The 26588-nt window shown below is 40.4% G+C and carries 27 protein-coding genes and 1 pseudogene; 9 read left to right on the forward strand and 19 right to left on the reverse strand.

Features of this window, described 5'->3' with window-relative positions; all coding sequences use genetic code 11:
* Positions 1-8 precede the first annotated feature (8 nt).
* The 9 genes from F902_RS11980 to F902_RS12020 form a co-directional block, all read right to left on the reverse strand.
* Positions 9-1208, reverse strand: a complete 1200-nt coding sequence (locus tag F902_RS11980; RefSeq protein ID WP_005203760.1) for an SAM-dependent methyltransferase — start codon at positions 1206-1208, stop codon at positions 9-11.
* A complete protein-coding gene (locus tag F902_RS11985; RefSeq protein ID WP_005203761.1) occupies positions 1183-1998 on the reverse strand; it encodes a DUF1365 domain-containing protein in 816 nt (271 codons plus the stop codon). The genes F902_RS11980 and F902_RS11985 overlap by 26 nt, the downstream gene beginning before the upstream one ends.
* Positions 1964-3277, reverse strand: a complete 1314-nt coding sequence (locus F902_RS11990; RefSeq protein WP_005203762.1) for an NAD(P)/FAD-dependent oxidoreductase — start codon at positions 3275-3277, stop codon at positions 1964-1966. Before F902_RS11990 ends, F902_RS11985 begins: the two co-directional genes overlap by 35 nt.
* The gene (locus tag F902_RS11995) at positions 3274-4263 is read right to left on the reverse strand and encodes an acyl-CoA desaturase (RefSeq protein ID WP_005203763.1); all 990 of its coding nucleotides are present in this window, start codon (positions 4261-4263) and stop codon (positions 3274-3276) included. Before F902_RS11995 ends, F902_RS11990 begins: the two co-directional genes overlap by 4 nt.
* A 199-nt stretch (positions 4264-4462) precedes the next feature.
* Positions 4463-4642 carry a zf-HC2 domain-containing protein gene (locus tag F902_RS12000; protein WP_004653549.1) on the reverse strand — a complete coding sequence of 60 codons (180 nt, stop codon included), beginning with the start codon at positions 4640-4642 and terminating at the stop codon, positions 4463-4465.
* Complete coding sequence (locus F902_RS12005) at positions 4636-5256, reverse strand: RNA polymerase factor sigma-70 (protein WP_005203764.1); 621 nt, start codon at positions 5254-5256, stop codon at positions 4636-4638. The genes F902_RS12000 and F902_RS12005 overlap by 7 nt, the downstream gene beginning before the upstream one ends.
* Positions 5253-6011: an HvfC family RiPP maturation protein gene (locus F902_RS12010; protein WP_005203765.1), complete on the reverse strand. Its 759-nt coding sequence runs from the start codon at positions 6009-6011 to the stop codon at positions 5253-5255. Before F902_RS12010 ends, F902_RS12005 begins: the two co-directional genes overlap by 4 nt.
* Complete coding sequence (locus F902_RS12015; RefSeq protein WP_005203766.1) at positions 5962-6822, reverse strand: HvfB family MNIO-type RiPP peptide maturase; 861 nt, start codon at positions 6820-6822, stop codon at positions 5962-5964. Before F902_RS12015 ends, F902_RS12010 begins: the two co-directional genes overlap by 50 nt.
* A 69-nt stretch (positions 6823-6891) precedes the next feature.
* Complete coding sequence (locus tag F902_RS12020; RefSeq protein WP_005188347.1) at positions 6892-7200, reverse strand: HvfA family oxazolone/thioamide-modified RiPP metallophore; 309 nt, start codon at positions 7198-7200, stop codon at positions 6892-6894.
* Between the two features lie 163 nt (positions 7201-7363).
* Between F902_RS12020 and F902_RS12025 the strand changes: the two genes are divergently transcribed.
* The 3 genes from F902_RS12025 to F902_RS12035 all read left to right on the forward strand — a co-directional run bounded on the left by F902_RS12025 (position 7364) and on the right by F902_RS12035 (position 10155).
* Positions 7364-7969 carry an HvfX family Cu-binding RiPP maturation protein gene (locus F902_RS12025; protein ID WP_005203768.1) on the forward strand — a complete coding sequence of 202 codons (606 nt, stop codon included), beginning with the start codon at positions 7364-7366 and terminating at the stop codon, positions 7967-7969.
* A gap of 130 nt (positions 7970-8099) precedes the next feature.
* On the forward strand, positions 8100-8783 hold the full coding sequence (locus tag F902_RS12030; protein ID WP_005203769.1) for a heavy metal response regulator transcription factor: 684 nt from the start codon (positions 8100-8102) through the stop codon (positions 8781-8783).
* Positions 8773-10155 (forward strand): heavy metal sensor histidine kinase, encoded by a 1383-nt coding sequence (locus F902_RS12035; protein WP_005203770.1) that lies wholly within the window; start codon positions 8773-8775, stop codon positions 10153-10155. The genes F902_RS12030 and F902_RS12035 overlap by 11 nt, the downstream gene beginning before the upstream one ends.
* A gap of 52 nt (positions 10156-10207) precedes the next feature.
* Here F902_RS12035 and F902_RS22650 read toward each other — a convergent pair whose 3' ends face one another.
* From F902_RS22650 to F902_RS12055, 5 genes and pseudogenes are all read right to left on the reverse strand, one after another.
* Positions 10208-10357 carry a hypothetical protein gene (locus F902_RS22650; RefSeq protein WP_005203771.1) on the reverse strand — a complete coding sequence of 50 codons (150 nt, stop codon included), beginning with the start codon at positions 10355-10357 and terminating at the stop codon, positions 10208-10210.
* 147 nt (positions 10358-10504) lie between these two features.
* Positions 10505-11537 (reverse strand): annotated as a pseudogene (locus F902_RS12040) (M20/M25/M40 family metallo-hydrolase).
* Between the two features lie 179 nt (positions 11538-11716).
* Entirely contained in the window at positions 11717-13180 is a 1464-nt protein-coding gene (gene iaaH / locus F902_RS12045) for an indoleacetamide hydrolase (RefSeq protein ID WP_005203773.1), read from the reverse strand.
* A gap of 85 nt (positions 13181-13265) precedes the next feature.
* Positions 13266-13979, reverse strand: a complete 714-nt coding sequence (locus tag F902_RS12050; protein WP_005203775.1) for a response regulator transcription factor — start codon at positions 13977-13979, stop codon at positions 13266-13268.
* Positions 13980-14082: 103 nt separating this feature from the next.
* On the reverse strand, positions 14083-15108 hold the full coding sequence (locus F902_RS12055; protein ID WP_005203776.1) for an AraC family transcriptional regulator: 1026 nt from the start codon (positions 15106-15108) through the stop codon (positions 14083-14085).
* 115 nt (positions 15109-15223) lie between these two features.
* On the opposite strand from F902_RS12055, the gene F902_RS12060 reads away from it, so the two are divergent.
* The 3 genes from F902_RS12060 (at position 15224) to cueR (ending at position 19886) form a co-directional block, all read left to right on the forward strand.
* Positions 15224-16756 (forward strand): flavin-containing monooxygenase, encoded by a 1533-nt coding sequence (locus F902_RS12060; protein ID WP_005203777.1) that lies wholly within the window; start codon positions 15224-15226, stop codon positions 16754-16756.
* 177 nt (positions 16757-16933) lie between these two features.
* Positions 16934-19417, forward strand: coding sequence for a heavy metal translocating P-type ATPase (locus F902_RS12065; RefSeq protein WP_005203778.1), 2484 nt, complete (start codon positions 16934-16936; stop codon positions 19415-19417).
* A 10-nt stretch (positions 19418-19427) separates the two neighbouring features.
* Positions 19428-19886 (forward strand): Cu(I)-responsive transcriptional regulator, encoded by a 459-nt coding sequence (cueR, locus tag F902_RS12070; protein ID WP_005203779.1) that lies wholly within the window; start codon positions 19428-19430, stop codon positions 19884-19886.
* Positions 19887-19985: 99 nt separating this feature from the next.
* Here the strand turns inward: cueR and F902_RS12075 are convergent, their stop codons facing one another.
* The 5 genes from F902_RS12075 to F902_RS12095 form a co-directional block, all read right to left on the reverse strand.
* Positions 19986-20174, reverse strand: coding sequence for a heavy-metal-associated domain-containing protein (locus F902_RS12075; protein ID WP_004653564.1), 189 nt, complete (start codon positions 20172-20174; stop codon positions 19986-19988).
* A gap of 105 nt (positions 20175-20279) precedes the next feature.
* A complete protein-coding gene (fdx, locus tag F902_RS12080; protein WP_005203780.1) occupies positions 20280-20621 on the reverse strand; it encodes an ISC system 2Fe-2S type ferredoxin in 342 nt (113 codons plus the stop codon).
* A gap of 107 nt (positions 20622-20728) precedes the next feature.
* The gene (gene copM, locus F902_RS12085; protein ID WP_005203782.1) at positions 20729-21040 is read right to left on the reverse strand and encodes a CopM family metallochaperone; all 312 of its coding nucleotides are present in this window, start codon (positions 21038-21040) and stop codon (positions 20729-20731) included.
* A 280-nt stretch (positions 21041-21320) separates the two neighbouring features.
* Positions 21321-23525 (reverse strand): OsmC domain/YcaO domain-containing protein, encoded by a 2205-nt coding sequence (locus F902_RS12090; protein ID WP_005203784.1) that lies wholly within the window; start codon positions 23523-23525, stop codon positions 21321-21323.
* A 247-nt stretch (positions 23526-23772) separates the two neighbouring features.
* Positions 23773-24645 carry a LysR family transcriptional regulator gene (locus F902_RS12095; RefSeq protein ID WP_026057452.1) on the reverse strand — a complete coding sequence of 291 codons (873 nt, stop codon included), beginning with the start codon at positions 24643-24645 and terminating at the stop codon, positions 23773-23775.
* An 89-nt stretch (positions 24646-24734) separates the two neighbouring features.
* Here F902_RS12095 and F902_RS12100 point away from each other — a divergent pair, with 89 nt between their 5' ends.
* From F902_RS12100 to F902_RS12110, 3 genes are all read left to right on the forward strand, one after another.
* Complete coding sequence (locus F902_RS12100) at positions 24735-25634, forward strand: DMT family transporter (RefSeq protein ID WP_005203786.1); 900 nt, start codon at positions 24735-24737, stop codon at positions 25632-25634.
* Positions 25635-25720: 86 nt separating this feature from the next.
* Positions 25721-26080, forward strand: a complete 360-nt coding sequence (locus F902_RS12105; protein ID WP_005203788.1) for an ArsR/SmtB family transcription factor — start codon at positions 25721-25723, stop codon at positions 26078-26080.
* Positions 26058-26528: an SRPBCC family protein gene (locus tag F902_RS12110; protein WP_005188300.1), complete on the forward strand. Its 471-nt coding sequence runs from the start codon at positions 26058-26060 to the stop codon at positions 26526-26528. Before F902_RS12105 ends, F902_RS12110 begins: the two co-directional genes overlap by 23 nt.
* Positions 26529-26588 lie beyond the last annotated feature (60 nt).

Here is a 26588-nt window from a genome sequence, read left to right on the forward strand (position 1 = left end):
GTGGATAATTAATAAGGACTTGCTTCAAATAAAAGCTGTACATCGCTAATGACCCCTTCTTTAAAGCCGCCCTCGCAATAACACAAATAAAAGTCCCACATTCGAATAAAGTTTTCATCAAAACCTAAAGCAAGAACTTGTGCTTTGGCATCTAAAAAACGTTCCCGCCATTGATGAATGGTTTCAGCATAACTTTGGCCAATATCCTCCAGATGTTTCAAGCGTAACTTCTGCTCTGAAGCCGCTTGTGTTAACACACTGATAGATGGGATAAAACTCCCGGGAAAAATATAGCGCTTAATATAATCTACGCTATGTAGTGCTTTTTTATATCGTGCATCTTCAATCGTAATGGCTTGAATCAGACCTAGGCCATTTGGTTTTAATAAAGACCTACATTGATTAAAGTAATTAGATAAATATTGCTCACCAACAGCTTCAATCATTTCGATCGAAGCTAACTTATCAAATTTCCCCTCTAGTAACCGATAATCCTTAAGTTGGACATTAACTCGATGGCTTAGACCAGCATCGGCAACTCTTTGGATTGCTTCATCATATTGCGCTTGTGAGATGGTAATCGTGGTTACTTTACAGCCGTAATGCTGAGCGGCATAGATAGCAAAACCTCCCCAGCCACTACCGATTTCAACCAGATGATCCATGGGTTTAAGTTGTAACTTCTGACAGATCAACTCTTTTTTATAATCAGAAGCTTTCTCTAGCGTCATCTCCTTGTGCTTGTACACTGCACTAGAGTACATCATGGAAGAATCAAGAAATAATTTGAAAAATTCATTACTTAAATCATAGTGCTCCGCAATATTTTTACGGCTGCCTGCCAACGAATTTTTGCGGGATCTATACCATGCTTTTAATAACAATTGGCTGGCTTGTGATATAAGGTTTTGATTGATCTTATCCAAAACGTCGCGATTTCTTGCCAATATTTGAATCAATTCAACCAGATTTTCACTACTCCAATAGCCACGAATATAGCCCTCCGCGGCACCAAGCACACCATTCTTAAAAATGAGATCAATTAGATCTTTGTGATGAATATCTACAGTTACTTCCAGATCAGAAACTTCACCGACAGTTCCATTCCATTCACCACGAAAGTGAATTTGTCCATGTCGAAGTTTCAGCAAGCCGCGTAAAACCAATGGAAGTGTGTCTTGTTCACCAAAAATTAGCGTTTTTATCATCTCGTTCTAAATCCTTATTCTTTTTGGGATGTCGATAAAATGGAACTTTTTTAAGCCATAATTGAAATGCTTGTACATAAATTGAAGCTAACATTTTGAAAGGTTCAAATATATGTTGAATAGCATAACGACTAAGCTGTGAAGGAAGTGTGATGTGCGCTAATCCAAACCGCATCGTTGCATCAAAAATGAATTGTTGGTTTTGATAAAGCTGCATATGAATCACATTTTGAGTATTAGAGAAGTTAAATTTCCATTTGTATTGAATATCCATTGGCATAAATGGCGAGACATGAAAACTTTTCTCGAAATCAAACTCATAACTGTCATAAGGACTATGATTTTTCAACTTCTGCTGGCAATCATGTATATAAACCTTGTGTTCATTCCAAGGTGTATTGGTTATCTCGCTCAGTATGAAGACAGGCTGTTTTTGACGATTTAAAATGAAATAGAACACAACCGAATTAAAACTAAAACCCAAGCTTCGTGGTAAAGCCAAGACACGGATTTCTGATTGTGGGGTCAAAATCGTGTCTGCTTGCTGCAATAAAATTTTTGTTATTTTCTCACGTAAATTACCGCTATAGCCTTTAAGGAAATCCTGATCAGATATATTGAGAATATTCCAATGATTTGTAGAGCATAACCTTGATTCTTTGAGGTTTTCCGCTATTCGATCTGGATCAAAATATAAATAGCTCAATGTCGCCTCAAACTGATGAGGTTTGGGGCTAAAACGGCGATGCCTGATTTTAGCTTTCGCAATTGCAAGTTGAGCTTCTAACATCCATCCCCCCCATATCTTCATCAGCAATTGACATCAGATGGTTCACGACGCGGTCAGCGCTTCTCGCACCATCTTCATGAAATCCCCATCCCCAGTAAGCACCGCAAAATGAACTGCGCTTGTAGCCGTTTATCTCATGCCAACGAGATTGTGCTGCAATCGCATTTTGATTGAACACAGGGTGCCGATAATGTCGTTCAACATAAATATGATCTTTGGCGATTGGCATATTTGGATTGAGCGTAGAAAAAACCTGCGTCTTACAGTCCAGATTCTGCAAACTGTTCATCCAGTAGCTAAACCCGTAATGAACGCTATCCGCCGAAGCCTCTTTTTGAGCTGTCACATGTACGTGCCAACTGGCCCACTGCGATTGGGATTTTGGCATGATTGATCTATCAGCATGGACGACCATCACGTTATCTTGATAAGCAAAGCACCCTAATATGTCATGCTCTTTCTCGGAAGGCTCTTTAAGCAACTTTAAAGTATCATCGGCATGACTGGCAAAAATCACCCAATCAAATTGCTCCTGCCCATGCGCAGTTATAATTGAAATATGATTTTCACTTCTTAGTACATGTTGTACTTCAGTTTTCTTCCAAATCAGCGTTGGGCATTCACGCTGAATCGCGTAGATATAAGATGCTGATCCGCCTTTGACCGTTTGCCATTGTGGGCGATCTTTTAATTGCAACATCCGGTGATGCTGAAAAAAACTCACGACAAACTTATACGGAATCTTGCCAATCTGCTCCACAGGGCTTGACCAGAGTGCCCCGCACATTGGATATAAGTGCTCATCTCTAAAGACTTGTGAATAACCATGTTTATTGAGATATTCTTCAATGCTTAAATTTGTATCAAGTTCATCAACAGCAATCTCTTTATTTTCTCGATAAAAGCGAACTAAATCCGACAGCATTAAACGAAAGTTTTTATTTAGAAAATTTTGTGGTCTCGTTAATAATGACCATTTTTTGGAAGGATTGTATTGTAGTCCTGTCACCTGATTATTGACTGAAAAACTCATGTCGCTGTTCTGTGCTTTGACGCCAAGCTCGGCAAGCATCGCACTAAATAGTGGATAGTTATAGCGATTGAAAACAATAAAACCACTGTCTATAGCAACTTTTTTTTGATCAATCCGAAACTCATGTGTATCGGTATGTCCACCAAAATAGTTTTCTTTTTCAAAGATGGTGACTTGATGCTGTTTTGATAACTTCCAAGCCGCATATAATCCAGATATGCCAGAGCCGACGATTGCAATTTTCATAAAATACCCCCGTCACTGTTCTTTTCTATCTTATTTTTCAAACTGTCTAGATGGATTTTATGTGCATCATATATCCGTTGAGGCACAGGCTTGATTGCCCATATGAGTCCGCAGAAAGACATCGCTTTTAGGACATAATAAGTGACATCAATTTGCCACCAGAAAAAACCTTGCCGTGTACTTCCTGCATAATAATGATGGTTGTTATGCCAACCTTCACCTAAGGTGATGATCGACAAAAACAGATTATTACGACTGTTGTCTTTGGTATTGAAATCTCTGCGCCCATAAAGATGAGCGAGTGAATTAATACATAAAGTCGCATGAATCAATAACAGCGTTGAAACCACAAATCCCCAAACCAGCAACTGTGGTCCTGAAGTACCCAAATTGGGATAAGCAAAGGCTAACCAATCGCCTAGCAAATAAATCGCAAAAGCGGTTATTAAAACAATGACAAAACTAAAACGGTCTAACCAAACAATCTCAGGGAATTTTAGCCAATCTTTAATAATTTCTTTGCGAGTGGAAAAGTTCTGCTGATTCAAGAACCATCCAACATGGCTATACCAAAACCCATGTGTCGATGAATGTGGGTCATGTTCAGTGTCGGTGAAACGATGGTGATAACGATGATGTGCCGCCCACCAGAGTGGACCACGTTGTGCGCTCATGGTCCCAATCAGAAGAAAAATAAACTGTACTGAGCGTGATGTTTGAAATGTTTTATGTGATAAATACCGATGGAAGAATGCTGTAATTGCAAACATTCTAATCATATAGAAGAGAACCATAAACCAGACAGCGAACCATGAAACGCCCACCCAAAACACAGCTAAGCAAGCAATATGCAATAAAATAAACGGAATAATTCGCAACCATTGGATCTGAGTATCTTTGCTGGTTTTAGACGCTTCGAATTCTGTTAATTCAGAAGAATGTGTAATTGACCAACTGTCTATCCATCCCAGAAAAAACTTTAACATTGATTGTTCCTAACCCATCTCTTCTTATGCTTATAATCTTAGTCAATTCGATATGAAATTTATGTGAAGCCCATAGCATTCAGGCCTAGCGCTTATTCTTTATCTTTGTGCAAAAAACTTAAAAAATATTATTTTAGAAATTAATCTCTTATATTCCCTAGAGCATATTAATATAGCCTAAACTGAGTAGTTTAAAAGCTTAATGATCAACATTTTTAAATTGTTTTGATAACACACTTAAAGTTTTCATGTGTTTGCCATAACGACGGCAAGAACGACAAGCAAATAAGTGCAATTGCAGATTACTCTGCTCTCGTAACAGCAATGCTCTATCCTGTTTCTCGGATAATAATTGGGTGGCTTGGCGGCATGTCAACATGAGCAATCCTCCTGCAATAACCATTTATTTTCTAAGCATTCACGTAGTCGAGTTCGGCTGCGATACATTAGTACATTAAAATGTGAAACCGTCAGTTCCAGCTTCTCACAAATTTCATTGGAACTCAGCTCGATCACCTCACGTAGCATAAATACCTGTGCATATTTGGCAGGTAAATGGTTTAGACAGGCATCAAAAATAATCCAGAAATCTTGCTGCTCCATCATTTCTTCAGGGCTTTGCCATGCTTGTGGCGCTTCGTATTTATGCCAATGCCCTGAAGCATCAAATAACTCATCTATACTCAGCTCACTTTCTTCATCCTTAAACAACTCACTCATGCTGACTAAACGAGATTTCTGCCGAATCAAATCAATAATCTTATTTTTTAAAATTGCAAACACCCAAGTTTTAAAAGCCGCCCGTCCGCTAAATGAGTCCAGATGTTGAAACGCGCTGGTCAGTGCTTCCTGAACCACATCTTCAGCTTGCTGTATTGAAGACAGTTGTAAAATTGCGAATTTCAGCATCTGTTGCCTTAAATCTTGCAAAAAAGCAGGATTGTGCAATTGATTGAATAGATCATCATGTTTTTTTGCTGAAGCTGAACTCATCCCTGTATCTCTTCATTATTATAAGGAATATGAATTAATCTTAACCGAATTAATAAGGCTTTTAACGCATAGATTTGTTGTTGAATTTCCTGTTCATGAAACTCAGGAAGCACAGTCTTGATAAGTTGATAAATACCGAATTCAGTTAACTTCGCTTGGTTCAGTTGTTCAAGCAACATGGCGAATAAAGGTGACAAAGGTTCAACACAGACCTGATCTAGATCATCTCGCCATACCATAATAGCACTTGGCGCAGGTTCTACCTGTTCAAGCCTCATTGTCGTTGTCCAGTTATAAACGGGATATTGATAGGCCAGTATCCAAACTTGGGTAATCAATTGCCAATTTTTATCTTTTGTCAGAGTAGGACTTTCTATTTCGACTGTGTCCAAATAAAGTTCTAACCATTCATACTGCAATAGCTCTGCCAACCAAGGATATTGTTGTAATATCGGATGTTGTTGTTCCGTGAGATATTCCCGAAATTGCAAGGAAATATCATTGTATAACGGCGACTGACACTGTGATTTTTGAAAAAATTCTGCCAATAAGCTCTGCCACTGCTGTTCAGGTAAGATGCTACGCGCTACAGGAAAGACCAAGTTGATAAATGAACAGACATTATTAAACAACAAATCACGATAAACCTGCATGCGATGCACAGTAAAGTTTTGTGGTGGCTCTAACTCGGGATCACGAATCCAGTCACAGAACTGTCGCTGCGTGGTATGAAAGGATATTTGTCTTGCCTTCATCACGACCCTCCTGTTGCATTTTTTTAATACTGGTCAATTCATTTTGTAACTGTTGCCAAGATGGAATATTAAAGTCACGTTCCAGTAAAGTCGGCTTAACCCCACAAACTTGATAGGTATATTGAAGGAGTTGCCAAACAGGATCACTGATTGCTGCGCCATGTGTATCGATCAATAGATCTTTTTCAACTTGCTCATGACCTGCCACATGTAAGTAACGAATCCGATCTTTGGGCATCGCATCAATAAAAGCATAAGCATCACTGCCATGATTAATGCTATTTACATAGACATTATTTACATCAAGCAGCAATTCACAGTCTGCTTTGAGCAGCACTTCACGTACAAATTCCGCTTCACGCATTTCTGCATTGGGCATTAAATAGGTAGACACATTTTCAATCACCAACCTCTGCCCTAAAATATCCTGTACCCGCAAAATACGCTCCGCCACATAATCAACAGCAGCTTCTGTCATCGGGATTGGTAATAAATCATATAAATAGCCTCCATCATGGGTATAACTTAAATGTTCTGAGTAAATCGGCACCTGATAGCGTTGTAGAAAATTTTTAACCTGCTGGATAAATTCAATATTGAGTGGATGAGGTCCACCAATGGATAAAGATAATCCATGACAAATTAAAGGTGCTTTCTCAACACATTGTCCAAGCAGCTTGGCATGCCGACCACCAAAGCCCATCCAGTTTTCAGGAGCAACTTCAATAAAATCTGGATGAGTATTTGCATTTAAAAACGCATCAATAAACTCACGTCTTAAACCCAGACCTACACCAGCCAATTCAGCCATGGTGAAACTCCTATGATTAGAATGATGCCGACCTAAGCTTTAGACCGACATCATCCATGATTGAAGGGATTATTTGGCCCCGCACTTGCCGTCAGCCACTTTTTTATCTGCACCACATTTTGCATCAGCAGCTTTCTTGGCTGCGCCACACTTCGCGTCTGCTGCTTTTTTTGCTGCACCGCATTTAGCTTCAGCAGATTTTTGCTGTTGTTTGGCTTTATTGGCGCCACATTTCGCTTCACCACATTTTCCATCAGCAGCTTTGCTTGCATGGGCCTCTGTCGTCGTTGTCGTTGCTGCAACAGTCACTTGGGTTACGCCAGCAACAGAGAGTGCTAATAACGCTGCAACTGAAGTCATCGAATTAAGTTTGCTCATTTTTCTATTCCTTTTAAGGTAAATGCTCGGTTTGTACAAAGGTACATAAAGTTAGACGGCGTAAATCTCGATTTATTACAGTGCAAATAAAAAAAAATTTATGTAAGAAATTGAATACTCACCCGACTAATGATCATTCAATCCTATTCGGTGTGAAATTATCATGAAGAACTTTTTGTATCCTCTTACTCAGCACTATCAAAACATCTGCTCAGCACTCAAACATGGGGATGGCATCGCGGCACTTGCCTTACGTTGTTATCTCGTTCCGATCTTTTGGATGGCTGGCACAAATAAACTGATGCATTTTCAAGATACGGTGGAATGGTTTGGCAATAGCGATTGGGGCTTGGGTTTACCCTTTCCGCATATCATGGCAGCACTGGCAACCTCGACGGAACTTGCTGGGGCTGTGCTTTTAACGCTTGGTCTTTTGACACGGTGGATTAGTATTCCATTGATCATTACCATGCTCGTCGCCATTTTCACTGTACATCTGCCAAATGGCTGGCAAGCGATAGCCGATCCCAATGCACCCTTTGCCAATGCACAAGTACTCGCCTCTGCTGAAAAACTGGAAGCATCTCGGGGAATTCTAGAAAACTATGGCCATTATGACTGGCTAACATCCAGTGGCTCATTTGTGATTTTAAATAATGGAATTGAGTTTGCTGTTACTTATCTGATCATGTTATTGGCTTTAATCGTATTGGGTGGTGGTCGTTATTTCAGTTTAGATTATTGGATAAAGCGAAAATTTTCGAAGTAGTTTTGTCAAAATGGTTTCAACGTGAATAAAGTCAGGAAGCTGACTGCAATATTACAATTTTGTCATTTATAAATATCTGATTATCTTTGACGCTAAAATGGCACGATAAAACTTTGGGCTCGATGAAAGCATGCGAATACTTCTTGTTGAAGATGAACAAAAAACAGGTGATTATCTCCAAAAAGGCTTAACTGAAGCAGGCTATGTGACAGATTGGAGCCAAGATGGCATTTCAGGTCTGCATCATGCTGTGACAGAACAATATGACCTGATTATTTTAGATGTCATGCTTCCGAAGCTGGATGGCTGGAAAATCCTCACCGAAATTCGCAAAGTAAACACCTTCCTCCCAGTGCTGTTTCTTACTGCAAAAGATCAGATCGAAGATCGTGTCAAAGGCTTGGAACTCGGTGCAGATGATTTCCTGATTAAACCCTTTGCCTTCGCAGAACTACTTGCACGTATTAAAACCCTATTAAAACGTGGGCAAATTAAAGAAGAGCAAACCTTTTATGCCGTTGCAGACCTACATCTCGACTTGATTAAACGCCGTGTGGTGCGTTCTGGACAACGCATTGATCTGACCGCCAAAGAATTTTCCTTACTTGAACTGTTTATGCGTAGACAAGGTGAAGTTTTACCAAAATCACTGATCGCTGCTTTGGTTTGGGATATTAATTTTGATAGTGATACTAACGTGGTCGAGGTCGCGATTCGCAGGCTCAGAAATAAAATTGATACCGATTTTAGCCCCAAACTAATTAGAAACATCCGTGGTATGGGCTATGTCCTAGAGATCGAAGATGAGAACTAAATTATTTCGTTCAATCGGCTTTCGAATCAGTTTTATTTCCACCTTATTCACGATTCTGATCTTGATCGTTATGGGAATATTCGTCAATCAGCATGTGGTCAATTATTTTTATCAACAAAATCAAAAAGAAATTGAAGGCAAAATTCAGCTGATTGAAAACCTATTCCAACAGAAACCTAGCAATTTTAAGGACGGTTTAGATGAGGCCTTGATTGGGCATGATAATCTGGTGATTCAGATCAAACTGGCCAATGGCCAGACCATTTATAACAAAAAGAATAATCACACCGATCTCAGCCAATTAATACAAACTCAAAATGGGCAATGGATTAATTGGAAGAATAAGGATCAGAGTTATCAAGGCATCATGGTCAATAAGGTTCTTCGCTATGGCGAAACCAATCAGAACATGCAAATCATTGCTGCGATTGAAGTCACCGATAATTATTACTTCCTGCACTCCTTTAAACAGCAGTTGCTCATGATTGGTCTACTCGGTGTAATTGGCCTGATGTTTTTAGGTTGGTTGGCCACTTGGCAAGGTCTTGGCCCGATTCGGAAAATGGCAAAACTGTCAGAAAACATTTCTGCAAATAATCTGTCCAATCGCCTTGATCTCAGTAATATACCCATTGAACTCGCCCCTTTGGCAACGGCATTTAATGACATGCTCAATCGCTTAGAGGTTTCAGTCGATAAACTTTCTGCGTTCTCAAGCGATTTAGCCCATGAAATCAGGACGCCGATCAATAATTTGATGATGCAAACCCAAGTTTCCTTAACCAAGCCAAGAACCATTGAGCAATATCAAGATGTACTCTTTTCAAATTTAGAAGAATACGAACATTTAGCAAAAATGATTTCAGATATGTTGTTTCTAGCAAAATCGGATCATAACCTCGCCTTAAAAAACAAAAAAGAAATCGATTTAAAGCAAGAAATGCGGGTGCTGTTTGAGTACTTTGAAGCCTTTGCATCAGAAAAACAGATACAGCTCAAGCAAACAGGTCAGGCATCTATTCAGGCCGAACCTGCAATGATTCGTCGAGCCTTTAATAATTTAATCTCGAATGCAATTAAATATGGTGAGCCAGACTCGATTTTAGAAGTCAAACTGAGCCAAGATCCTCAGCATTCGATCATTCAGATTAAAAATAAAGTGTCTGCTGAAATGCAAACTTTAAGCCCTTTACAGCTGTCTCGCTTCTTTGACCGTTTTTATCGTCTGGACTCATCGCGACACAAGGCCGAAGATGGTACGGGGCTAGGACTGGCCATTACCAAGTCAATTATCGAAATTCACGCTGCGAAAATTGATGTGTTTATCGAAGGAGAAAATATTGTCTTTAGAATGATTTTTAAAGCGGAATGATTAAGGACCATACAACTTGGGAGAAGTTATATGATCCTTGTGAAACTCAAAATTATTTAGATGGCGTTTGGCCATTATTGCCTTGTACAGTTGCATTACGTTCTTGGTTTTTTTCCAAGAACATTAAACCACCATCTGCATAACTTAAGCTCGCTGTTGATGCAAACGATAGGATGAAGATGAGTTTAACCAATGCTTTCATTTCTATTTACCTGCTCTCTCTTAACTCTCTATAAGATAGAACAGGCAGCCCAACAGCAGCATGACCTGAAAATGATAATTTTGTCATTTTTATCAATGCTTAATAATACAGCGGTTGATCTAATATAGATGATCCCTTAATTGGATATTAGTCTTGATCTAAAGATGTTAATAAATGAATCACAGCATCACCTGCCAATTGCATTGACTTTGGATCGACCTGCTCAATCGTGTCACATGCTTTGTGATAGCACGGCGCGAACTCAAGCTCATCCCCTTTCATTTGCTCATTAAACAAGATCACAGAAGTTACCGGAACTTTACCTAAGAACGGTGCTGTATCACTGGCAGTTAAGGTTGCAACATCTTCTTTAATTTCCAGATTTTTTGCTTTAAAAAATGCTTTAAGCGTATTCTCTAATGCTAAATCACCGCTATGGCTTGGAATACTACGTAAACCATCAAGCAGTGGTTTATAGTCCTGTTCCTGCATGCCACGCTCTTTTAACATTTTTCCCATTTCATCTATAGATGATTTATCACCATCTGTAATCAGGATTTCAGGATCTTTGGTGCCGACCATATCCACATTGATATAGGCTTTAATGGCTTTTAACTGTTCAGCAGTCAGTTTCTCCACATAAGCTTGAGAACCTGCAATCCCGACTTCTTCCGAATCCCAAAATGCCAGATGAATGGTGTGTTTCGGTTTTACTTTTTGGCTCGATAATTGAGTCATCAAATCGAGCAATAAGGCTACACCTGAAGCATTATCATTAATGCCAGGTCCCATTTTGACTGAATCATAATGTGCACCCAGCAAAATTATGCTTTGTGTTGATTCTCCGGGAATCTCCACAATAATATTCTTGCCTTTGGTCTTTTCCCGATTTTCAAAAGTCTGAAGCTCTGTACTAAAACCTGCTTTCTTGGCCTGATCTAAAATATAATCTGCACTTGCTAGACCACCTTGCGTACCCACAGCACGATTACCACCATGCTGTTTAGCAATTTGTTCAAATGCATGTAAATGCGTCATCATCTGTGCTGCATCCAGTTTTAAACCAGATTGACTCACATCTTCAATTTTTTCTTTGGAATGCGGCTCGTTTTTTTGACAACCACTGATTGCAAATCATGCTAGTTAAAACACAAACACCTAAAAATTTATTAAAAAACATAAAACAAATTTAAACCGTTTTTATAAAGTAGGCTTAATACTAGATTTGTGCATGGTGATTTGCCATTGCGATTTGTATCTTGTGTTGTTCTCCAAGCAGGAACATATCGTGGCTTATTCCAAATGACCGACAAAACCCGTTCTCAATGAAACAGGCTTTGTACTGAGACCGAGGTTATTTTAGCGATGATTTAAACTGCTAAAAATCTGTTCTAGTACTTCACCAAGCACAAGAATGTCATGATCTGTATTCGGTAAACCATCTATTTCCAATCCAACAGGTAATTTTGATTTTGTGCCACAGCCAATCGGTAAACTCAGCCCAGGTAAACCAATATTACTTCCTGGATCAGTATTGCGAATCAGCCTTTGGAAATTTTCAATTGAACTCACTTGCTCATTTGCCAATGGGGCAACAATGGCTGAGGTTGGAAAAATTAAAGCATTGAGTTGGTGCTCATTAAAGGTTTTTTCATAGAGTGAAAGCAACTGTGGTCGAGCCGTTGTGATCGCATCCTGATATAAAGCTTCGACCGCCACAGACTTACCCGTTTCATCCACAATCAATTCAGGCAAAATATTCTGCTGAAAGAGTTGCTGTACATCTGGGCTTGAAATTTGCTCCACAATAGCATCTAGTTCTATTCCAACTTCATGGTTTTTTAAATATTCAATCAGATCATATTTGCCCTCGTAGATCACTACAGGAAATGAAATACGATGATTCAGCTGCCCTAACTCAGGCATTTCTACACTGATGATTTCAATCCCCGCATTTTTTAAAAGTTGTAGTGCCTGATCAGCCTGTTGCTGAACCTCTTCATCCAGATTTTCCCAAAAATATGCACATAGCCCAAGCCTGATGGGTTGCGTCGATATACGAGCTGGGACTTGTTGTTGAGTAATCAATTGATCAATCAAGATGATATCGGATACTGAATGTGCCATTGGGCCTGCGGTATCACGTGTATGCGAGATTGGCGTAATACTCTGTTGAGCATAGCGTCCAACCGTGGGACGAAAACCAACACAGCCATTCAATGCACTAGGTAGTCTGACCGATGCACCTGTATCCGTCCCCATTCCAATCGGCACCATGCCTGCAGCAACCGCGACTGCACTTCCGGAAGAAGAACCGCCTGCAATATGTAAAGGATTAACCGCATTACGTGTGCCAATCACACCCTCAATATGCATTGCAGTATTATAACCTGTCACGCCAAATGCCAATTCATGCATATTGGCTTTACCCACAACAATCGCACCTTGATCAATCAATGCTTGAATCACTGGAGCCGTTACTTTGGGTCTGAATTCGGTTAAAGCAGGTGTTCCCGCCGTATTGCTAAAACCAGCAACATGAATATTATCTTTAACGGCCAACAATACCCCGATTAATGCCGGACAAGGTTTCCCTTCCGCAATAGATTGATCCCAAAATTGCGCCTGTTGAAGCGCTGTAGCATAATCAAGACTAATAAAAGCATTGAGGGACTGCTGCACATCAATCTTTTCAAAATAGTGATCTACCAATTGTTCACAAGAAACTTTTCGCTCAGCAACCAATGCTGTAATTTCCTTGATTGTTGCTTTATCAAGATGAATACATTGATCTAAAAGTACTTTTTCTTTGATATTTAACATTGTGACTTAAAATCCATTTAAGTAATAATGTTTATAATTTGTACCGCTTTCAGTTTATTAGATATCCTCAAAATTGAGGAGACCATTAAGCATGCATCAATGCAGCCATTTCGGTACGATTATGACAACCCATTTTTTTCATGGCACTTTTTAAATGCGTCCTCACCGTGGTGAAGCTGATATCCAGTAAATTGGCAACATACTTATCACTCAATCCCTTACTCACTAATATGACCACTTCTTGCTCCCGTGGGGTTAAAAAGTATTGGGTTGATAAATCTATGGGTAAAGCTTGGGTCATATAGGGTTCGAGTAAATTTAAAATCCTTTTCTCTCGTTCACTAAACATAATCGAGTCTTTGGCGCGCCAAATACGCAAATCGCCAATATCTATCCCATCCCGAACAAAATAGATATTTAAACCATGATACAGACCATAAGGTCGTAAAAATTCATTGTAATAATCCGTTTTCTTTAGTTCTGATATCGAAATGATTTCATTCACGAAAGTTGCTTGTTGCCGTTCCCGCAGCCGAGACGTAATTGGGTCATCGTGCTGCCAAATACGGTCATATTCTAGGATTGCTTTGGGATCTATTTGCCACATAATGCCTTGTTTGGATAGATGCTGTTTTGCATCCCAAATATAAGAAGCAGCAAAATCGGCTCTTAATAGAGTCGCAATATCTACCAAGATTGTTTCACGTAAACTCTCCTGTCCTTTTCCTGAACCTAGTTTCCATAATATTTCTGACAAAAGACTAAATTCGGATGGACTTAAGTCATGTTCTAAAAGCATCGCCTGCTACCTTTCTATCTTCCTGACACCTGTCCACTCTAGAATTAAGATGAACTGTTATTCCCTTTTGTCTATCTTTTATATGCCACTGAATCGTTATTTTCTACACTTTATTTTTTAGTCGGCTTGCATGAGGCGTTTTGCCATACCAGCGTTTATAAGCATGAATAAAACTGGCAGGTTCAGCATAACCTAACCATTCAGAAATTTGCTCAATTGAAGTTTGTGTTGAAGACAAATAGGAGTTTGCCATCATTTTTCGGGCTTCCTCCCTGATTTTAATAAATGTGGTTTGTTCTTGAGACAAATAACGACGTAAGGTGCGGGAGTTTAGATATAAACGATCTGCAACCTCTTCCATCGCTGGAATTTTCCCTTTGCTATTCATAAGGATGTGCTGGACTTGATCAGCATATTTTTTTTGAGATTGCCGCTTATCTAGTATTTCTCGGCATTGTTGCTCAGCTGAATGTAGCACCAGTTCATTTGCCATACTCAGCTTTTGATCTATTTTTTCTGCATTTAAGATAATAAAGCTTTTCGATCCACCAAATTCAGGCGCCACCCCAAACAATTCATGATAAGGCTGTTGTTCTCCACAGGACTGAAAGCAAAATACTACTTTTTGGCAGAGATTCTCTGGAATCAAATCATGTTGGACTGTTATCAGTGCGGCAATATCTCGCTCAATAATGAATTGCCGTAATGTTTGAGGGATTCCCTCATCTACCTCTATATCAATTCGAATATTATTGGTCTCGGGTGGTTCTGATACCACAAACCGACTAAAGGCAAAAGATAAAGGAAAATAGGCCAAAGCAAAGTTCAAAGCCTCACGAATACTCGCACTACTGATCAAGCCTAAGCCAAGAGAACCAAAGGTGGTAAAGTGATAACGCTGACCTACCTCCAAGCCAAGCGAGGGTCTCTGGCTAAATGTCTCGACTAAATTGCGGATCAGCTGTAATTCTTTCAGCGCAGTCACCAACATCTTTGGATCAAGCAACTGTTGCTGCTCCAGTCCTGTTCCCTTGAGGATCTGTATATGACTCACGCCCAGTTCAGAAGCAAAATCTGCCATGAGACGAACACTATGGATACTACGTTGATACGACCATAAGTAGTTCAAACCTATTTTCTCAATGTCCGCTAATCACAATATTTTGTCCTGATCCATCCTCTAAATCAATGCATGAAACGATTATTCTGCAAGCAATACATGATACTTTTCACTTGAGTCTGTTATGTTTAAACAACAATTATCTTCAAATAAAAATATTCGTATCGCCATTATTGGAACTGGATTTGGTGGATTAGGGCTAGCCATTCAGCTCAAACGTGCTGGATTTGAACAATTTACCTTATTTGAAAAAGCCAATGATGTTGGTGGGGTCTGGCGTGACAATACCTATCCAGGTGCTGCTTGTGATGTTCCGTCTCACCTATATTCATTTTCTTTTGAACAAGATCTTGGTTGGAAAAACCGCTATGGTTCATCACAGGAAATTCATCAATATCTAAAACATTGCACCGAGAAATATCAGCTTGATCCGCATATCCAGTTTAATACTGAAATTGCCAGCGCTGATTTTGATGCCACTCAAGGTGTTTGGCAGATTCAGAGTTTAACTGGGAAAAAATTTGAGGCAGAATTTCTGATTGCTGCGGTGGGTCAGCTCAACCGCCCCGCGTACCCGAAAATTAAAGGTCTGGATCGTTTCAAAGGAAAAGCTTTCCATTCAGCACGCTGGGAGCATGACTACGACTTAAATGAAAAACGTGTAGCTGTGATTGGTACTGGTGCCAGTGCGATTCAATTTGTCCCAGAGATCGCAAAACAAGTAGCTCATTTAGATATCTATCAACGTTCCGCACCTTATGTCATCCCAAAACCAGACCGTATTTATTCAACATTGGAACGAAAAGCATTTCAAAAACTACCGATCTTGCAAAGTCTTGATCGTGTATTTCAATATAGTTATAACGAGATTCGCCTTAAGAGCTTTACCGCCACGCTGAATGAAATTCCTTTGGCCGAATATATTTTTCAACGGCATATCCGTGAAGAAATCAAAGACCCGCATTTTCGCTATCGTCTGATGCCTGATTATCCGATTGGCTGTAAACGAATTCTGATTTCAAACCATTGGTATCGAAGTTTGGTTCGTCCTAATGTTGAGGTCATCAATACCGCAATTCAGGAAGTTACTGAAAATGGTATTGTCGATAAAGATGGCAAACACCGCGAAATCGATGCCATTATTTATGGAACTGGTTTTGCTGCAACTGAGTTTATGGCACCCATGCAAATTACAGGACTCAATAGCAAAAGATTAAAAGACCAATGGGTCGATGGCGCAGAAGCGTATTTAGGCTTAACTGTAAGCGGCTTCCCTAATTTCTTCATGTTGTATGGCCCAAATACCAATCTTGGGCATAACTCAATTGTGTATATGATTGAAAGTCAGGTGAACTATATTCTGGATGCACTTCAAGCCCATATCCAAAACAATTTATCCTTCACCGATCTGAAAGCTGAAATTCAAGTACAGTTTAATCAAGAAATTCAGGAGCGCATGAAATCAACCATGTGGTCTCAAGGCTGCACCAGTTGGTATCAAACTGCGACAGGGAAAAATACCAATAATTGGCCAGGCTTCACATTGGAATATCGTCAGCGCACCCGTCGCTTCGATCTGGAAAATTATACTCAAGTACAAAAATCGGTACAGTCACAAGCTGAGATAGACGATCAAGACAAAAAAATAGCTGTTTAAATTCCCTCATTAAACCATTCTGCATTTGGATTGTCCTTGAATGAAATAAAGGACAATCCATGAGCCTACCCCAAATCCGTTTGCATAAAATCCTAAAATTTGATAAATCCGCTTGACCTTCCCATAATGTTAAGGTCTATGCTGAAAGCAATCGGATTATCTCTATAGGTATAACTTATGGAAACGCAAACAAAAACATCGTCTAATAATATGAATGTCAGCCTTCAAGTCGAGGGCATGACTTGCGCCAGTTGTGTTGGACGCGTTGAAGCAGCACTCAAAAAAGTTGACGGCGTTCAATCTGCATCAGTGAATCTAGCCACAGAACGTGCAGATATCACCCTTGCTAAGCCCGTAGACCAACAAGTGCTGATTCAAGCCATAGAACAAACAGGCTATGACGTCCCTGCGAATAAGGTTGAATTATCGATTGAAGGCATGACCTGCGCTTCATGTGTCAGTCGTGTCGAAAAAGCATTGAATGCGGTGAATGGCGTAAAAACTGCCAATGTCAATTTAGCAACTGAACGTGCCATGGTAACTGGTATAGCCAGCATAGAAAGCTTAATCGCAGCGATTGATAAGGCAGGTTACGATGCCAAAGAAATTCAGGCATCTATTCCAGATCAAAGTGAACAACTTGAGAAAAAAGATCAAGAAAGAAATGAACTCAAACGCGACCTGATTATTGCAACCATTCTAGCCTTACCTGTGTTTATCTTGGAAATGGGCTCACACTTGATTCCGGGTGTTCATCATCTGATTGAACAAAGCATTGGTATGCAAAATAGTTGGTACCTACAATTCGTTTTAACCACCTTAGTGCTGATTATCCCAGGGCGTCGTTTTTATCTCAAAGGTCTTCCCGCTTTATTCCGTTTAGCACCCGATATGAACTCTTTGGTTGCAGTCGGTACATTGGCGGCTTATCTATTTTCACTAGTTGCAACCTTTACACCAAAGCTACTGCCTGCTGGCACAGTGAACGTTTATTACGAAGCAGCTGCTGTGATTGTGGCCTTGATTCTACTCGGTCGTTTTCTTGAGGCGAAAGCCAAAGGACGTACCTCTGAAGCCATTCAACGCTTAGTCAGCTTACAGGCAAAAGTTGCCCATGTTTCTCGAGATAATCAGATAATCGATATTCCAATCGAGCAAGTACTTGCAGGTGATTTTGTCATTGTAAAACCAGGTGAAAGAATCCCTGTCGATGGTGAAGTCATTGAAGGCCAAAGCTTTGTCGATGAATCGATGATCACAGGTGAACCGATTCCTGTTGAGAAAAATATTGGTAGCCAAGTCGTGGGTGGAACCATTAACCAGAACGGCACTTTAAGTTTTAAAGCCGTCGCTGTCGGTGGCAACACCATGTTGGCGCAGATTATCCGTCTGGTCGAGCAGGCACAAGGTTCTAAAATGCCGATTCAAGCCGTGGTCGACAAAGTGACCTTATGGTTTGTACCCGCAGTGATGATTACCGCTTTACTCACCTTCCTCGTATGGCTAGTTTTCGGCCCTTCACCTGCTTTAACTTTTGCATTGGTCAATGCAGTTGCGGTCCTGATTATTGCCTGTCCATGTGCCATGGGCCTAGCAACCCCGACCTCGATTATGGTTGGTACTGGGCGTGGTGCAGAACTTGGTGTTCTATTCCGCAAAGGTGAAGCACTACAACTGTTAAAAGATGCTCAAGTGGTTGCTGTTGATAAAACCGGGACCTTGACCGAAGGTCATCCAGTACTGACTGATTTTGAGGTGACATCCACCTTTGAACCTAATGATGTGCTTAGCCTCGTTGCCGCAGTGGAGTCACTTTCTGAACATCCGATTGCCAAAGCAATTGTCGATGCGGCAAAAAATCAAGGTCTGACCCTGCCTAAAGTTGATCGATTTGATTCAGTCACAGGGATGGGTGTCAATGCCACCGTGAATGAAAGCCAAAATATCTATATCGGTGCAGACCGCTATATGATTCAACTTGGTCTGGATATCACTCCATTTTCCCATACAGCACAGCGTTTGGGCGATGAAGGAAAATCTCCACTTTATGTGGCAATTGATGGTGCTTTGGCAGGGATTATTGCGGTTGCCGATCCAATTAAAGAGACCACACCTGCTGCCATTCAAGCACTGCATCAGCTGGGTTTAAAAGTGGCAATGATTACCGGTGACAATGCCCGTACTGCACATGCCATTGCCAAAAAACTTGGGATTGATGAAGTGATTGCAGAAGTGCTACCTGAAGGTAAAGTCAATGCCGTGCAGGAACTGAAAGCAAAATATGGCAATATTGCCTTTGTGGGCGATGGGATCAATGATGCACCAGCATTGGCTCAAGCAGATGTCGGCCTTGCCATTGGAACTGGTACCGATGTAGCGATTGAATCTGCGGATGTGGTGTTGATGTCTGGGAACTTGCAAGGTGTGGCCAATGCGATTGCTTTGTCTAAAGCAACCATTGGTAATATTCACCAAAACTTGTTCTGGGCCTTTGCCTACAACACTCTATTGATTCCAGTGGCTGCGGGTGTGTTATACCCTACTTATGGCATCTTGATGTCACCGATTTTTGCTGCGGGTGCGATGGCACTTTCAAGTGTGTTTGTGCTTGGTAATGCCCTACGTTTACGTCGTTTCCAACCGCCGTCTGTGCAAGGCTAAGGAGGATCTTATGAATATAGGTAAAGTTTCTCAAGCTTCAGGTGTAACTGCCAAGATGATTCGTTATTACGAGCAAATTGGTTTAATTCCTGCGGCAGGACGTAGCAATGCAGGCTACCGTTCTTATTCAGAGAATGACGTGGAACGTTTGAAATTTATCAAACGCAGTCGCGAGTTGGGTTTTTCGGTTACTGAAATCACTGATTTACTGGATTTATGGAATAATCGCAATCGACAAAGTGCCGACGTCAAACAATTGGCTCAGGCACATATCCATAAGCTAGAACAGCGTATCCAAGACCTGCAGCAAATGGCGCAAACACTCCAGAACTTGGTTGATTGCTGTGCGGGTGACAATCGCCCCGAGTGTCCGATTCTGGAAGGCTTAAAAGAGCCAAGTCATGAAATGAAGGACATCCATCATCATAATGATTTGCTCTCGCTGTCCCCACTCACTGGGCGTAAGTAGTACAGCATAAAAGGCGATCTTATGATCGCCTTTTATTTTTTATCCATTCCATTGATACAAAAAAGCGGCTATTTAAGCCGCTTTTTATTCAGGAACAGATTAACGTGGTGGAAAACCTGCTTCTGATAAAGCCTCGACTACTTGTTGCTGTGAGGCTGTGGTTTCAACTTTAACACTGCGGTTAGGCGGATCAGTAATCACTTTTGCATTGGCATCTACCGCTTGAATCGCACGGGTTACACCACGCGCACAGCCACCACAGGTCATATTTTCGACATGAAATTCCATCGTAAAACTCCATTCAGTTATTTAAGAAGATAAACACACTATAAAGGTTGCCATAATGGTAAGGTCAAGTCTTTTACACATTAAAATCAACAATATTTTATGTGATCATTCCTTCTTTTCAGAAACATAATTGATCGTATATTTAGGGATTTCTATTTCTAAAGGCTGATCCTGAATATTCACCTGACAAGACAGTCGTGATTCTGGGCACAAACCCCAAGCACGATCAAGCAAGTCAGCCTCAACATCATCCATTTCCTGCAAACTTTCAAAGCCGTTTCGAATAATGACATGACAGGTGGTACAGGCGCCTGAAAGGTCACAGGCATGTTCAATTTCAATCCCATGATCGAGTAAAGTTCTACATAGATTTGCACCCGTTTTAATGTCTAGAATACTGCCTTCTGGACAGACTTTTTCATGTGGAAGCACGGTTATCTTCGGCATAATCGCTACCTTTCTATCTAATTACGAAAAGCTGTAATCCATAAAAGGCTGTTTTGATTCAGCCCATTATGGATGGAACCATCAAATCCAGAATAAGATCGAAGGCTTTATAATAGATGCCGTTGTAACCAAGCATTGATTACTTTAATTTCAATATCCTGAGCCAAAATAATATTTTTTGCCAACATCCGAACTTCTGGATCATAGCAATATTTCAAGGCAAGCTTGGCCATATCTACGATCACTTGATGATGTGGAATCATTCCACGCATAAAGTCGATATCTGCATTGCCTGTGTAATTGATTTGCATATCAACCTGCATACGGCTGGTTAATTCCATATAAGCACGCGTAGAGAGACTATAAATATCACTTGAATCATTTGGGTGAGGTGTTATTGCCGATTGTTGTTCACTCATTATTGTTTCCTTTCTATTCAGCAGCATCACATTCATTTCAAATGTGATTGACATGCTATATGGATGAAAATAAAGGCAGTAACACCGTCAATAGATCAGCGTTTCTATCTTATGTGGCACAGTGACCTTTATGAAAGACACTGTAGTCCTTCCAATAATTGCAAGGTCAAGCCATCAATTGATTAAAATTTTGAGTGACTCAAAAACAAAATTTTATGGGTTCTAAATAAAAAAAAGTGCATGATCAACATGCACTTTTTAAAACAATATTTATTGAGTTTTAGCCAGTTAAGCCAACTGCCTTAGCACGGGCTTTATGCAATTTCTTATAGCTGTCGATGAGACGTAAATGACGATCAAGCCCTTCGAGTTTCATACTGGTTGGGGTGAGACCATAGAAACGGACTGTACCTTCAACAGAACCGACCACAGCATCCATACGCTCATTGCCAAACATACGGCGGAAATTGGTTTCGTAGTCTTCAAGCTCCATTTCATCATCGAGTAAGACTTCCAACACCACATTCATGCATTGATAGAACAAACCACGTTCTACCGTGTTGGTATTGTATTGCAAGAAAGTCTCAACCAACTCTTTCGCTTCTTCAAACTGCTCTAAAGCAAGATAGATCAACAATTTTAACTCAAGCAGAGTTAGCTGACCCCATACCGTATTGTCATCGAACTCAATCCCGATCAAGGTGGTGATTTCGGTGTAATCATCCAGTTCGCATTCTTCTAAACGCTCAACCAAGGCTTCCAATTGTTCGTCATCTAAACGATGTAGATTGAGGATATCTTCACGGAATAAGATCGCTCGATTGGTATTGTCCCAAATCAGGTCTTCAACCAAATAGATTTCAGAATAATCAGGCACCAAGATACGACATGCGGTTGCACCTAAGTGCTCATACACCGCCATGTAGACTTCTTTGCCCATTTCTTCAAGGATACCGAACAATTCTGCAGCTTCTTCAGCATTTGAATTTTCACCTTCATTAGTGAAGTCCCACTCGACAAAGTCATAATCTGATTTGGCACTAAAGAAACGCCAAGAGACCAAGCCGCTTGAATCAATGAAGTGTTCAACAAAGTTGTTTGGTTCAGTAACGGCATTGCTTTGGAAAGTTGGTTGCGGTAAATCGTTTAAACCTTCAAAACTACGGCCTTGCAACAATTCAGTCAAACTACGCTCTAATGCCACTTCAAAGCTTGGGTGTGCACCAAATGAGGCAAATACACCGCCTGTACGTGGATTCATTAAAGTCACACACATCACAGGGAATTGACCGCCCAATGATGCATCTTTGACAAGGACTGGGAAGCCTTGCTCTTCCAAGCCTTGGATACCTGCCACAATACTTGGGTATTTGGCCAATACCTCTTGCGGCACATCGGGTAGTGCAATTTCACCTTCCAGAATTTCACGTTTAACCGCACGTTCAAAAATTTCAGAGAGACATTGAACTTGAGCTTCTGCCAAGGTATTGCCCGCACTCATACCATTACTGAGGTATAAGTTCTCAATCAGATTCGATGGGAAATAGACAATCTCATCATCTGATTGACGTACGAATGGCAATGAACAAATACCTCGTTCCGTATTCCCTGAGTTGGTATCATATAAATGCGTACCGAGTAACTCATCATCTGGGTTATAAATTTCGAGACAATATTCATCCAAAATTTCTTTTGGTAATTCGCCATTTGGACCCGGTTTAAACCACTTCTCATCTGGATAATGCACAAATTCTGCATTGGCAATGTCCTCACCCCAGAATTGGTCGTTATAGAAGAAGTTACAGTTTAAACGTTCAATGAACTCACCTAAAGCCGAAGCTAAAGCACTTTCTTTGGTTGAGCCTTTACCATTGGTAAAGCACATTGGTGATTGTGCATCTCGGATATGCAAGGACCAGACATTCGGTACGATATTGCGCCAAGATGCGATTTCAATCTTCATACCTAGGCCTGCCAGAATCCCTGACATATTGGCAATGGTCTCTTCTAATGGCAGATCTTTACCCGCAATGTAGGTGCTGCTTTCAGAGGCAAGGCTTGGCATCAATAAGGCTTGTGCATCTGCATCAATGCTTTCAACCTCTTCAATGATAAACTCTGGACCAGTTTGAATCACTTTCTTAACCGTACAGCGATCGATTGAACGCAAGATGCCTTGACGGTCTTTTTCAGAAATATCAGCTGGTAATTCAACCTGAATTTTAAAAATCTGTTTGTAGCGATTTTCAGGATCAACAATATTGTTCTGCGATAAACGAATGTTGTCCGTTGGAATATCACGCGCAGCACAATACACTTTGACAAAGTAAGCTGCACATAACGCAGATGAAGCAAGGAAATAATCAAATGGACCTGGCGCAGAACCATCGCCTTTATAACGAATCGGCTGATCGGCGATTACCGTAAAGTCATCAAACTTCGCTTCTTGGCGAAGATTGTCGAGATAATTAACCTTGATTTCCATGCGAGCACCTAAATATTCTTATGTTTTGCAAGTACATAAGATTGAAAATATTAATCTATAAGCCGAATCGTGGATCACAAATGGACTTAAAAAACTGTGGCTAAGGTCGTCTTATGACTCTATCTAAACACTGACCTTAGTATTGATGGGCGCTATTATAGAAGTATTTTGTGTAATTGATAACTTTTGTCTGTTTTTCTAGCCTTTTTATGAACAATTAAGCAGGTTTTTCCATATTGACCCAAACTTAAAGCTGCATGGCAATCTCAACAAAGGCTTTTGCAATCGGTGTCATCTGTTGCTTGTTTTTGACCGCGAGTCCTATTGAACGTTTGGTATTGGGAGATAATGGCCGTTTTACCACATTGGGATATAGCTGAAGAATATTTTTGTCTAGGGCTAAATCCGCCACAATTGAAACCCCTGCACCATGATTGACCATATTTAAAATCGACAGGATTTGCGACAAGTTATACTTAATCTGTGGCGTGAGTTGTGCGGCCTTAAACAGTTCCATGACATGGTTTTGACTGCCCGCACTGGTCAGGATAAAAGGATGATCAATCAGCTCTTGCAATTGCACTGCTGGCTTTTGTGCAATCTCTAAATCCTTAGGCAATAAAGCAACAAAGATATCCTCCAGCAAAGCAAAGCTATCAAAGCGGGTTTCAGGCAACACCACAAACCCAAGATCGACTTTGCGTTCATCTATCCATTGCAATACCTCTTTATCAGTTCCTTCTAGCATCAACACCTCAACATCAGGATATTGCTGCGTAAATTGTTTTAAAATCATTGGAATCAGCACATTGGAAGATGATGCGCCAAAGGACCCAATCCTTAAAGTTCCCGCTTTTAGACCCTTTAGATCCATTACTTCTTGATGAATAATATTAGAAACATTCAAGATTTCATTTACATAAGGCAGTAAGCGTTGTCCTGCAGCTGTCAGTTCGACTTCATTGTTATTTCGATAAAACAGTTGGGTTTCCCATTTCTTTTCCAACGATTTAAGTGCATGCGAAATCGCTGACTGTGAAATATTCAGTAGTTGTGCAGTATGGGTAAAATTTTTTAGTTCCGCGAGTTTTGAAAATATTTCGAGTTGGGTCAGGGTCATCATGATGCATTCATGAGTAAAAACTCATTTTACTATAAAAATAAATTAGTTTTAGGATTTGATTCAATTCTATATTGATTAAAAATTGCATGCGTCATTTAGCCATTTCTCTTTCGAGCTCCACTGTTTATTTTAAGCTGATCTGTGTTGCCATGATGTGGGGTGGTACCTTCATCGCAGGACGCATTGTTGCTGCGGAACTCTCTCCAAACTTATCTGCATTATTACGCTTTGGCTTTGCTGCGATCTTACTGGTCTTGATCTTGTTGAAAAGTACAGGAGGATTTCCCAATCTTTCTGTACAACAGCATGTCTATGCCATCTTGATGGGATTGACCGGTGTGCTTGCTTATAATTTATTTTTCTTTGCTGCTCTATCCAGAATTGAAGCAGGCAGAACTGCACTGTTTGTGAGCTTATCCCCTATTTTAACCATCTTGGCGATGCGGATATTCTTTCAGGAAAGGCTTCAAAGAATAAATTACTTAGGTGTATGCCTCGCTTTAATCGGCACACTGATCGTCGTGAGCAAAGGGAAATTTTTTGCTGCATTCACTCAATCTTTTGGCACAGGTGAAATGATGATGTGTGGCGCGGTCTTCAGTTGGGTCATTTACACAATCTGCTTTAAGCAGACCCGTGCACCCGCTTTAACCATGACCACGTATTCAGTACTTTGGGGAACATTATTTCTATTCATCAGTCTTATGCCTGAATTTATGCAGTTTTCTCTGCCGCATATTTCTCTTCGTAGCGGGTTATCAATTGTATTTCTAGGTGCCTTTGGTACTGTATTGACTTTTGTCTGGTATGCCGAGGCGATTCACAGCATTGGTGCATCTCGAACCATCGTATTTAATAATTTAGTGCCTGTATTTGCAGTCTTACTGGCATTTCTTATTCTGAATGAACCCATCACCTGGTCAATGCTGGTGGGTGGCAGCCTAAGCTTTATTGGTGTTATTTTAACCAATAAACAGGAAAAATAGAGCTATACAAACAGCAATAAAAAACTTAGCTAAAAAGCTAAGTTTTTTATTGCAAGATGAATATTTTTTGTGCAATACTTAGCTTTATGGCTAAGTATGATTCTAAACTCGATTTGTTATTCAGTGCTCTCAGTGATCAAACGCGCAGAGATATCTTAACGCGACTGTCTTTTGGGACAGCATCGATCACTGAACTGGCTGAACAACATGACATGGCCCTGCCATCTTTTCTAAAACATTTAAATAAATTAGAAGAAGCAGGACTTATTCATTCAGAAAAAAATGGACGAATCAGAACTTGTGCTCTGACACCCGATGCATTCACCCCCATGCAAAATTGGTTAAGTGAGCAACGGGCAATCTGGGAACAACGACTTAATCAATTTGATCGTTATGCACTCGAATTAAAAAGGAAAAGAGAAAATGAAACTGGATCCAAAAACTGATTTAAAACTAGAAAGAGTGATTGATGTGCCGCGTGAACTGGTCTGGGAATGCTGGACCACACCTGAACACATCCAACACTTCTTTATTCCTCGCCCGCACTCGATTAAAGCCTGTGAAATTGATTTACGAGTGGGTGGGAAATTCAACACCATCTTTGATGTGGATGGCAATGAAATCAAGAATGAAGGTGTTTACCTAGAAGTGATTGATGGCAAAAAACTGGTCTTTACCGATACTTATACTGAGGACTGGAAACCTGCTGAGAATCCATTTATGACTGCGATTCTGTTGCTTGAAGATGCAGGTAACGGAGCAACCAAATATACTGCAATTGCCAGACACCGTACTGCTGAAACTCGCCAGCAACACGAAGACATGGGCTTCTTTGAAGGTTGGGGAACAGTGATTGATCAATTGGTTGAGTATGCTCAAGGACTAAAAGCCTAATCTATTTACAGATAAAAAACGCCTCAAAGCCCAATCATTTACGCACTTTGAGGCGTTTTT

This window comes from Acinetobacter higginsii (assembly GCF_000369525.1).
Classification (GTDB): Bacteria; Pseudomonadota; Gammaproteobacteria; order Pseudomonadales; family Moraxellaceae; genus Acinetobacter; species Acinetobacter higginsii.

What these genes read in the sequence shown, in the direction of transcription:
- F902_RS11980 (WP_005203760.1), bottom strand. Translation starts at nt 1,208, where the DNA reads ATGATAAAAACGCTAATTTTTGGTGAACAAGACACACTTCCATTGGTT.
- F902_RS11985 (WP_005203761.1), bottom strand. Translation starts at nt 1,998, where the DNA reads ATGTTAGAAGCTCAACTTGCAATTGCGAAAGCTAAAATCAGGCATCGC.
- F902_RS11990 (WP_005203762.1), bottom strand. Translation starts at nt 3,277, where the DNA reads ATGAAAATTGCAATCGTCGGCTCTGGCATATCTGGATTATATGCGGCT.
- F902_RS11995 (WP_005203763.1), bottom strand. Translation starts at nt 4,263, where the DNA reads ATGTTAAAGTTTTTTCTGGGATGGATAGACAGTTGGTCAATTACACAT.
- F902_RS12000 (WP_004653549.1), bottom strand. Translation starts at nt 4,642, where the DNA reads ATGTTGACATGCCGCCAAGCCACCCAATTATTATCCGAGAAACAGGAT.
- F902_RS12005 (WP_005203764.1), bottom strand. Translation starts at nt 5,256, where the DNA reads ATGAGTTCAGCTTCAGCAAAAAAACATGATGATCTATTCAATCAATTG.
- F902_RS12010 (WP_005203765.1), bottom strand. Translation starts at nt 6,011, where the DNA reads ATGAAGGCAAGACAAATATCCTTTCATACCACGCAGCGACAGTTCTGT.
- F902_RS12015 (WP_005203766.1), bottom strand. Translation starts at nt 6,822, where the DNA reads ATGGCTGAATTGGCTGGTGTAGGTCTGGGTTTAAGACGTGAGTTTATT.
- F902_RS12020 (WP_005188347.1), bottom strand. Translation starts at nt 7,200, where the DNA reads ATGAGCAAACTTAATTCGATGACTTCAGTTGCAGCGTTATTAGCACTC.
- F902_RS12025 (WP_005203768.1), top strand. Translation starts at nt 7,364, where the DNA reads ATGAAGAACTTTTTGTATCCTCTTACTCAGCACTATCAAAACATCTGC.
- F902_RS12030 (WP_005203769.1), top strand. Translation starts at nt 8,100, where the DNA reads ATGCGAATACTTCTTGTTGAAGATGAACAAAAAACAGGTGATTATCTC.
- F902_RS12035 (WP_005203770.1), top strand. Translation starts at nt 8,773, where the DNA reads ATGAGAACTAAATTATTTCGTTCAATCGGCTTTCGAATCAGTTTTATT.
- F902_RS22650 (WP_005203771.1), bottom strand. Translation starts at nt 10,357, where the DNA reads ATGAAAGCATTGGTTAAACTCATCTTCATCCTATCGTTTGCATCAACA.
- iaaH (WP_005203773.1), bottom strand. Translation starts at nt 13,180, where the DNA reads ATGTTAAATATCAAAGAAAAAGTACTTTTAGATCAATGTATTCATCTT.
- F902_RS12050 (WP_005203775.1), bottom strand. Translation starts at nt 13,979, where the DNA reads ATGCTTTTAGAACATGACTTAAGTCCATCCGAATTTAGTCTTTTGTCA.
- F902_RS12060 (WP_005203777.1), top strand. Translation starts at nt 15,224, where the DNA reads ATGTTTAAACAACAATTATCTTCAAATAAAAATATTCGTATCGCCATT.
- F902_RS12065 (WP_005203778.1), top strand. Translation starts at nt 16,934, where the DNA reads ATGGAAACGCAAACAAAAACATCGTCTAATAATATGAATGTCAGCCTT.
- cueR (WP_005203779.1), top strand. Translation starts at nt 19,428, where the DNA reads ATGAATATAGGTAAAGTTTCTCAAGCTTCAGGTGTAACTGCCAAGATG.
- F902_RS12075 (WP_004653564.1), bottom strand. Translation starts at nt 20,174, where the DNA reads ATGGAATTTCATGTCGAAAATATGACCTGTGGTGGCTGTGCGCGTGGT.
- fdx (WP_005203780.1), bottom strand. Translation starts at nt 20,621, where the DNA reads ATGCCGAAGATAACCGTGCTTCCACATGAAAAAGTCTGTCCAGAAGGC.
- copM (WP_005203782.1), bottom strand. Translation starts at nt 21,040, where the DNA reads ATGAGTGAACAACAATCGGCAATAACACCTCACCCAAATGATTCAAGT.
- F902_RS12090 (WP_005203784.1), bottom strand. Translation starts at nt 23,525, where the DNA reads ATGGAAATCAAGGTTAATTATCTCGACAATCTTCGCCAAGAAGCGAAG.
- F902_RS12095 (WP_026057452.1), bottom strand. Translation starts at nt 24,645, where the DNA reads ATGACCCTGACCCAACTCGAAATATTTTCAAAACTCGCGGAACTAAAA.
- F902_RS12100 (WP_005203786.1), top strand. Translation starts at nt 24,735, where the DNA reads ATGCGTCATTTAGCCATTTCTCTTTCGAGCTCCACTGTTTATTTTAAG.
- F902_RS12105 (WP_005203788.1), top strand. Translation starts at nt 25,721, where the DNA reads ATGGCTAAGTATGATTCTAAACTCGATTTGTTATTCAGTGCTCTCAGT.
- F902_RS12110 (WP_005188300.1), top strand. Translation starts at nt 26,058, where the DNA reads ATGAAACTGGATCCAAAAACTGATTTAAAACTAGAAAGAGTGATTGAT.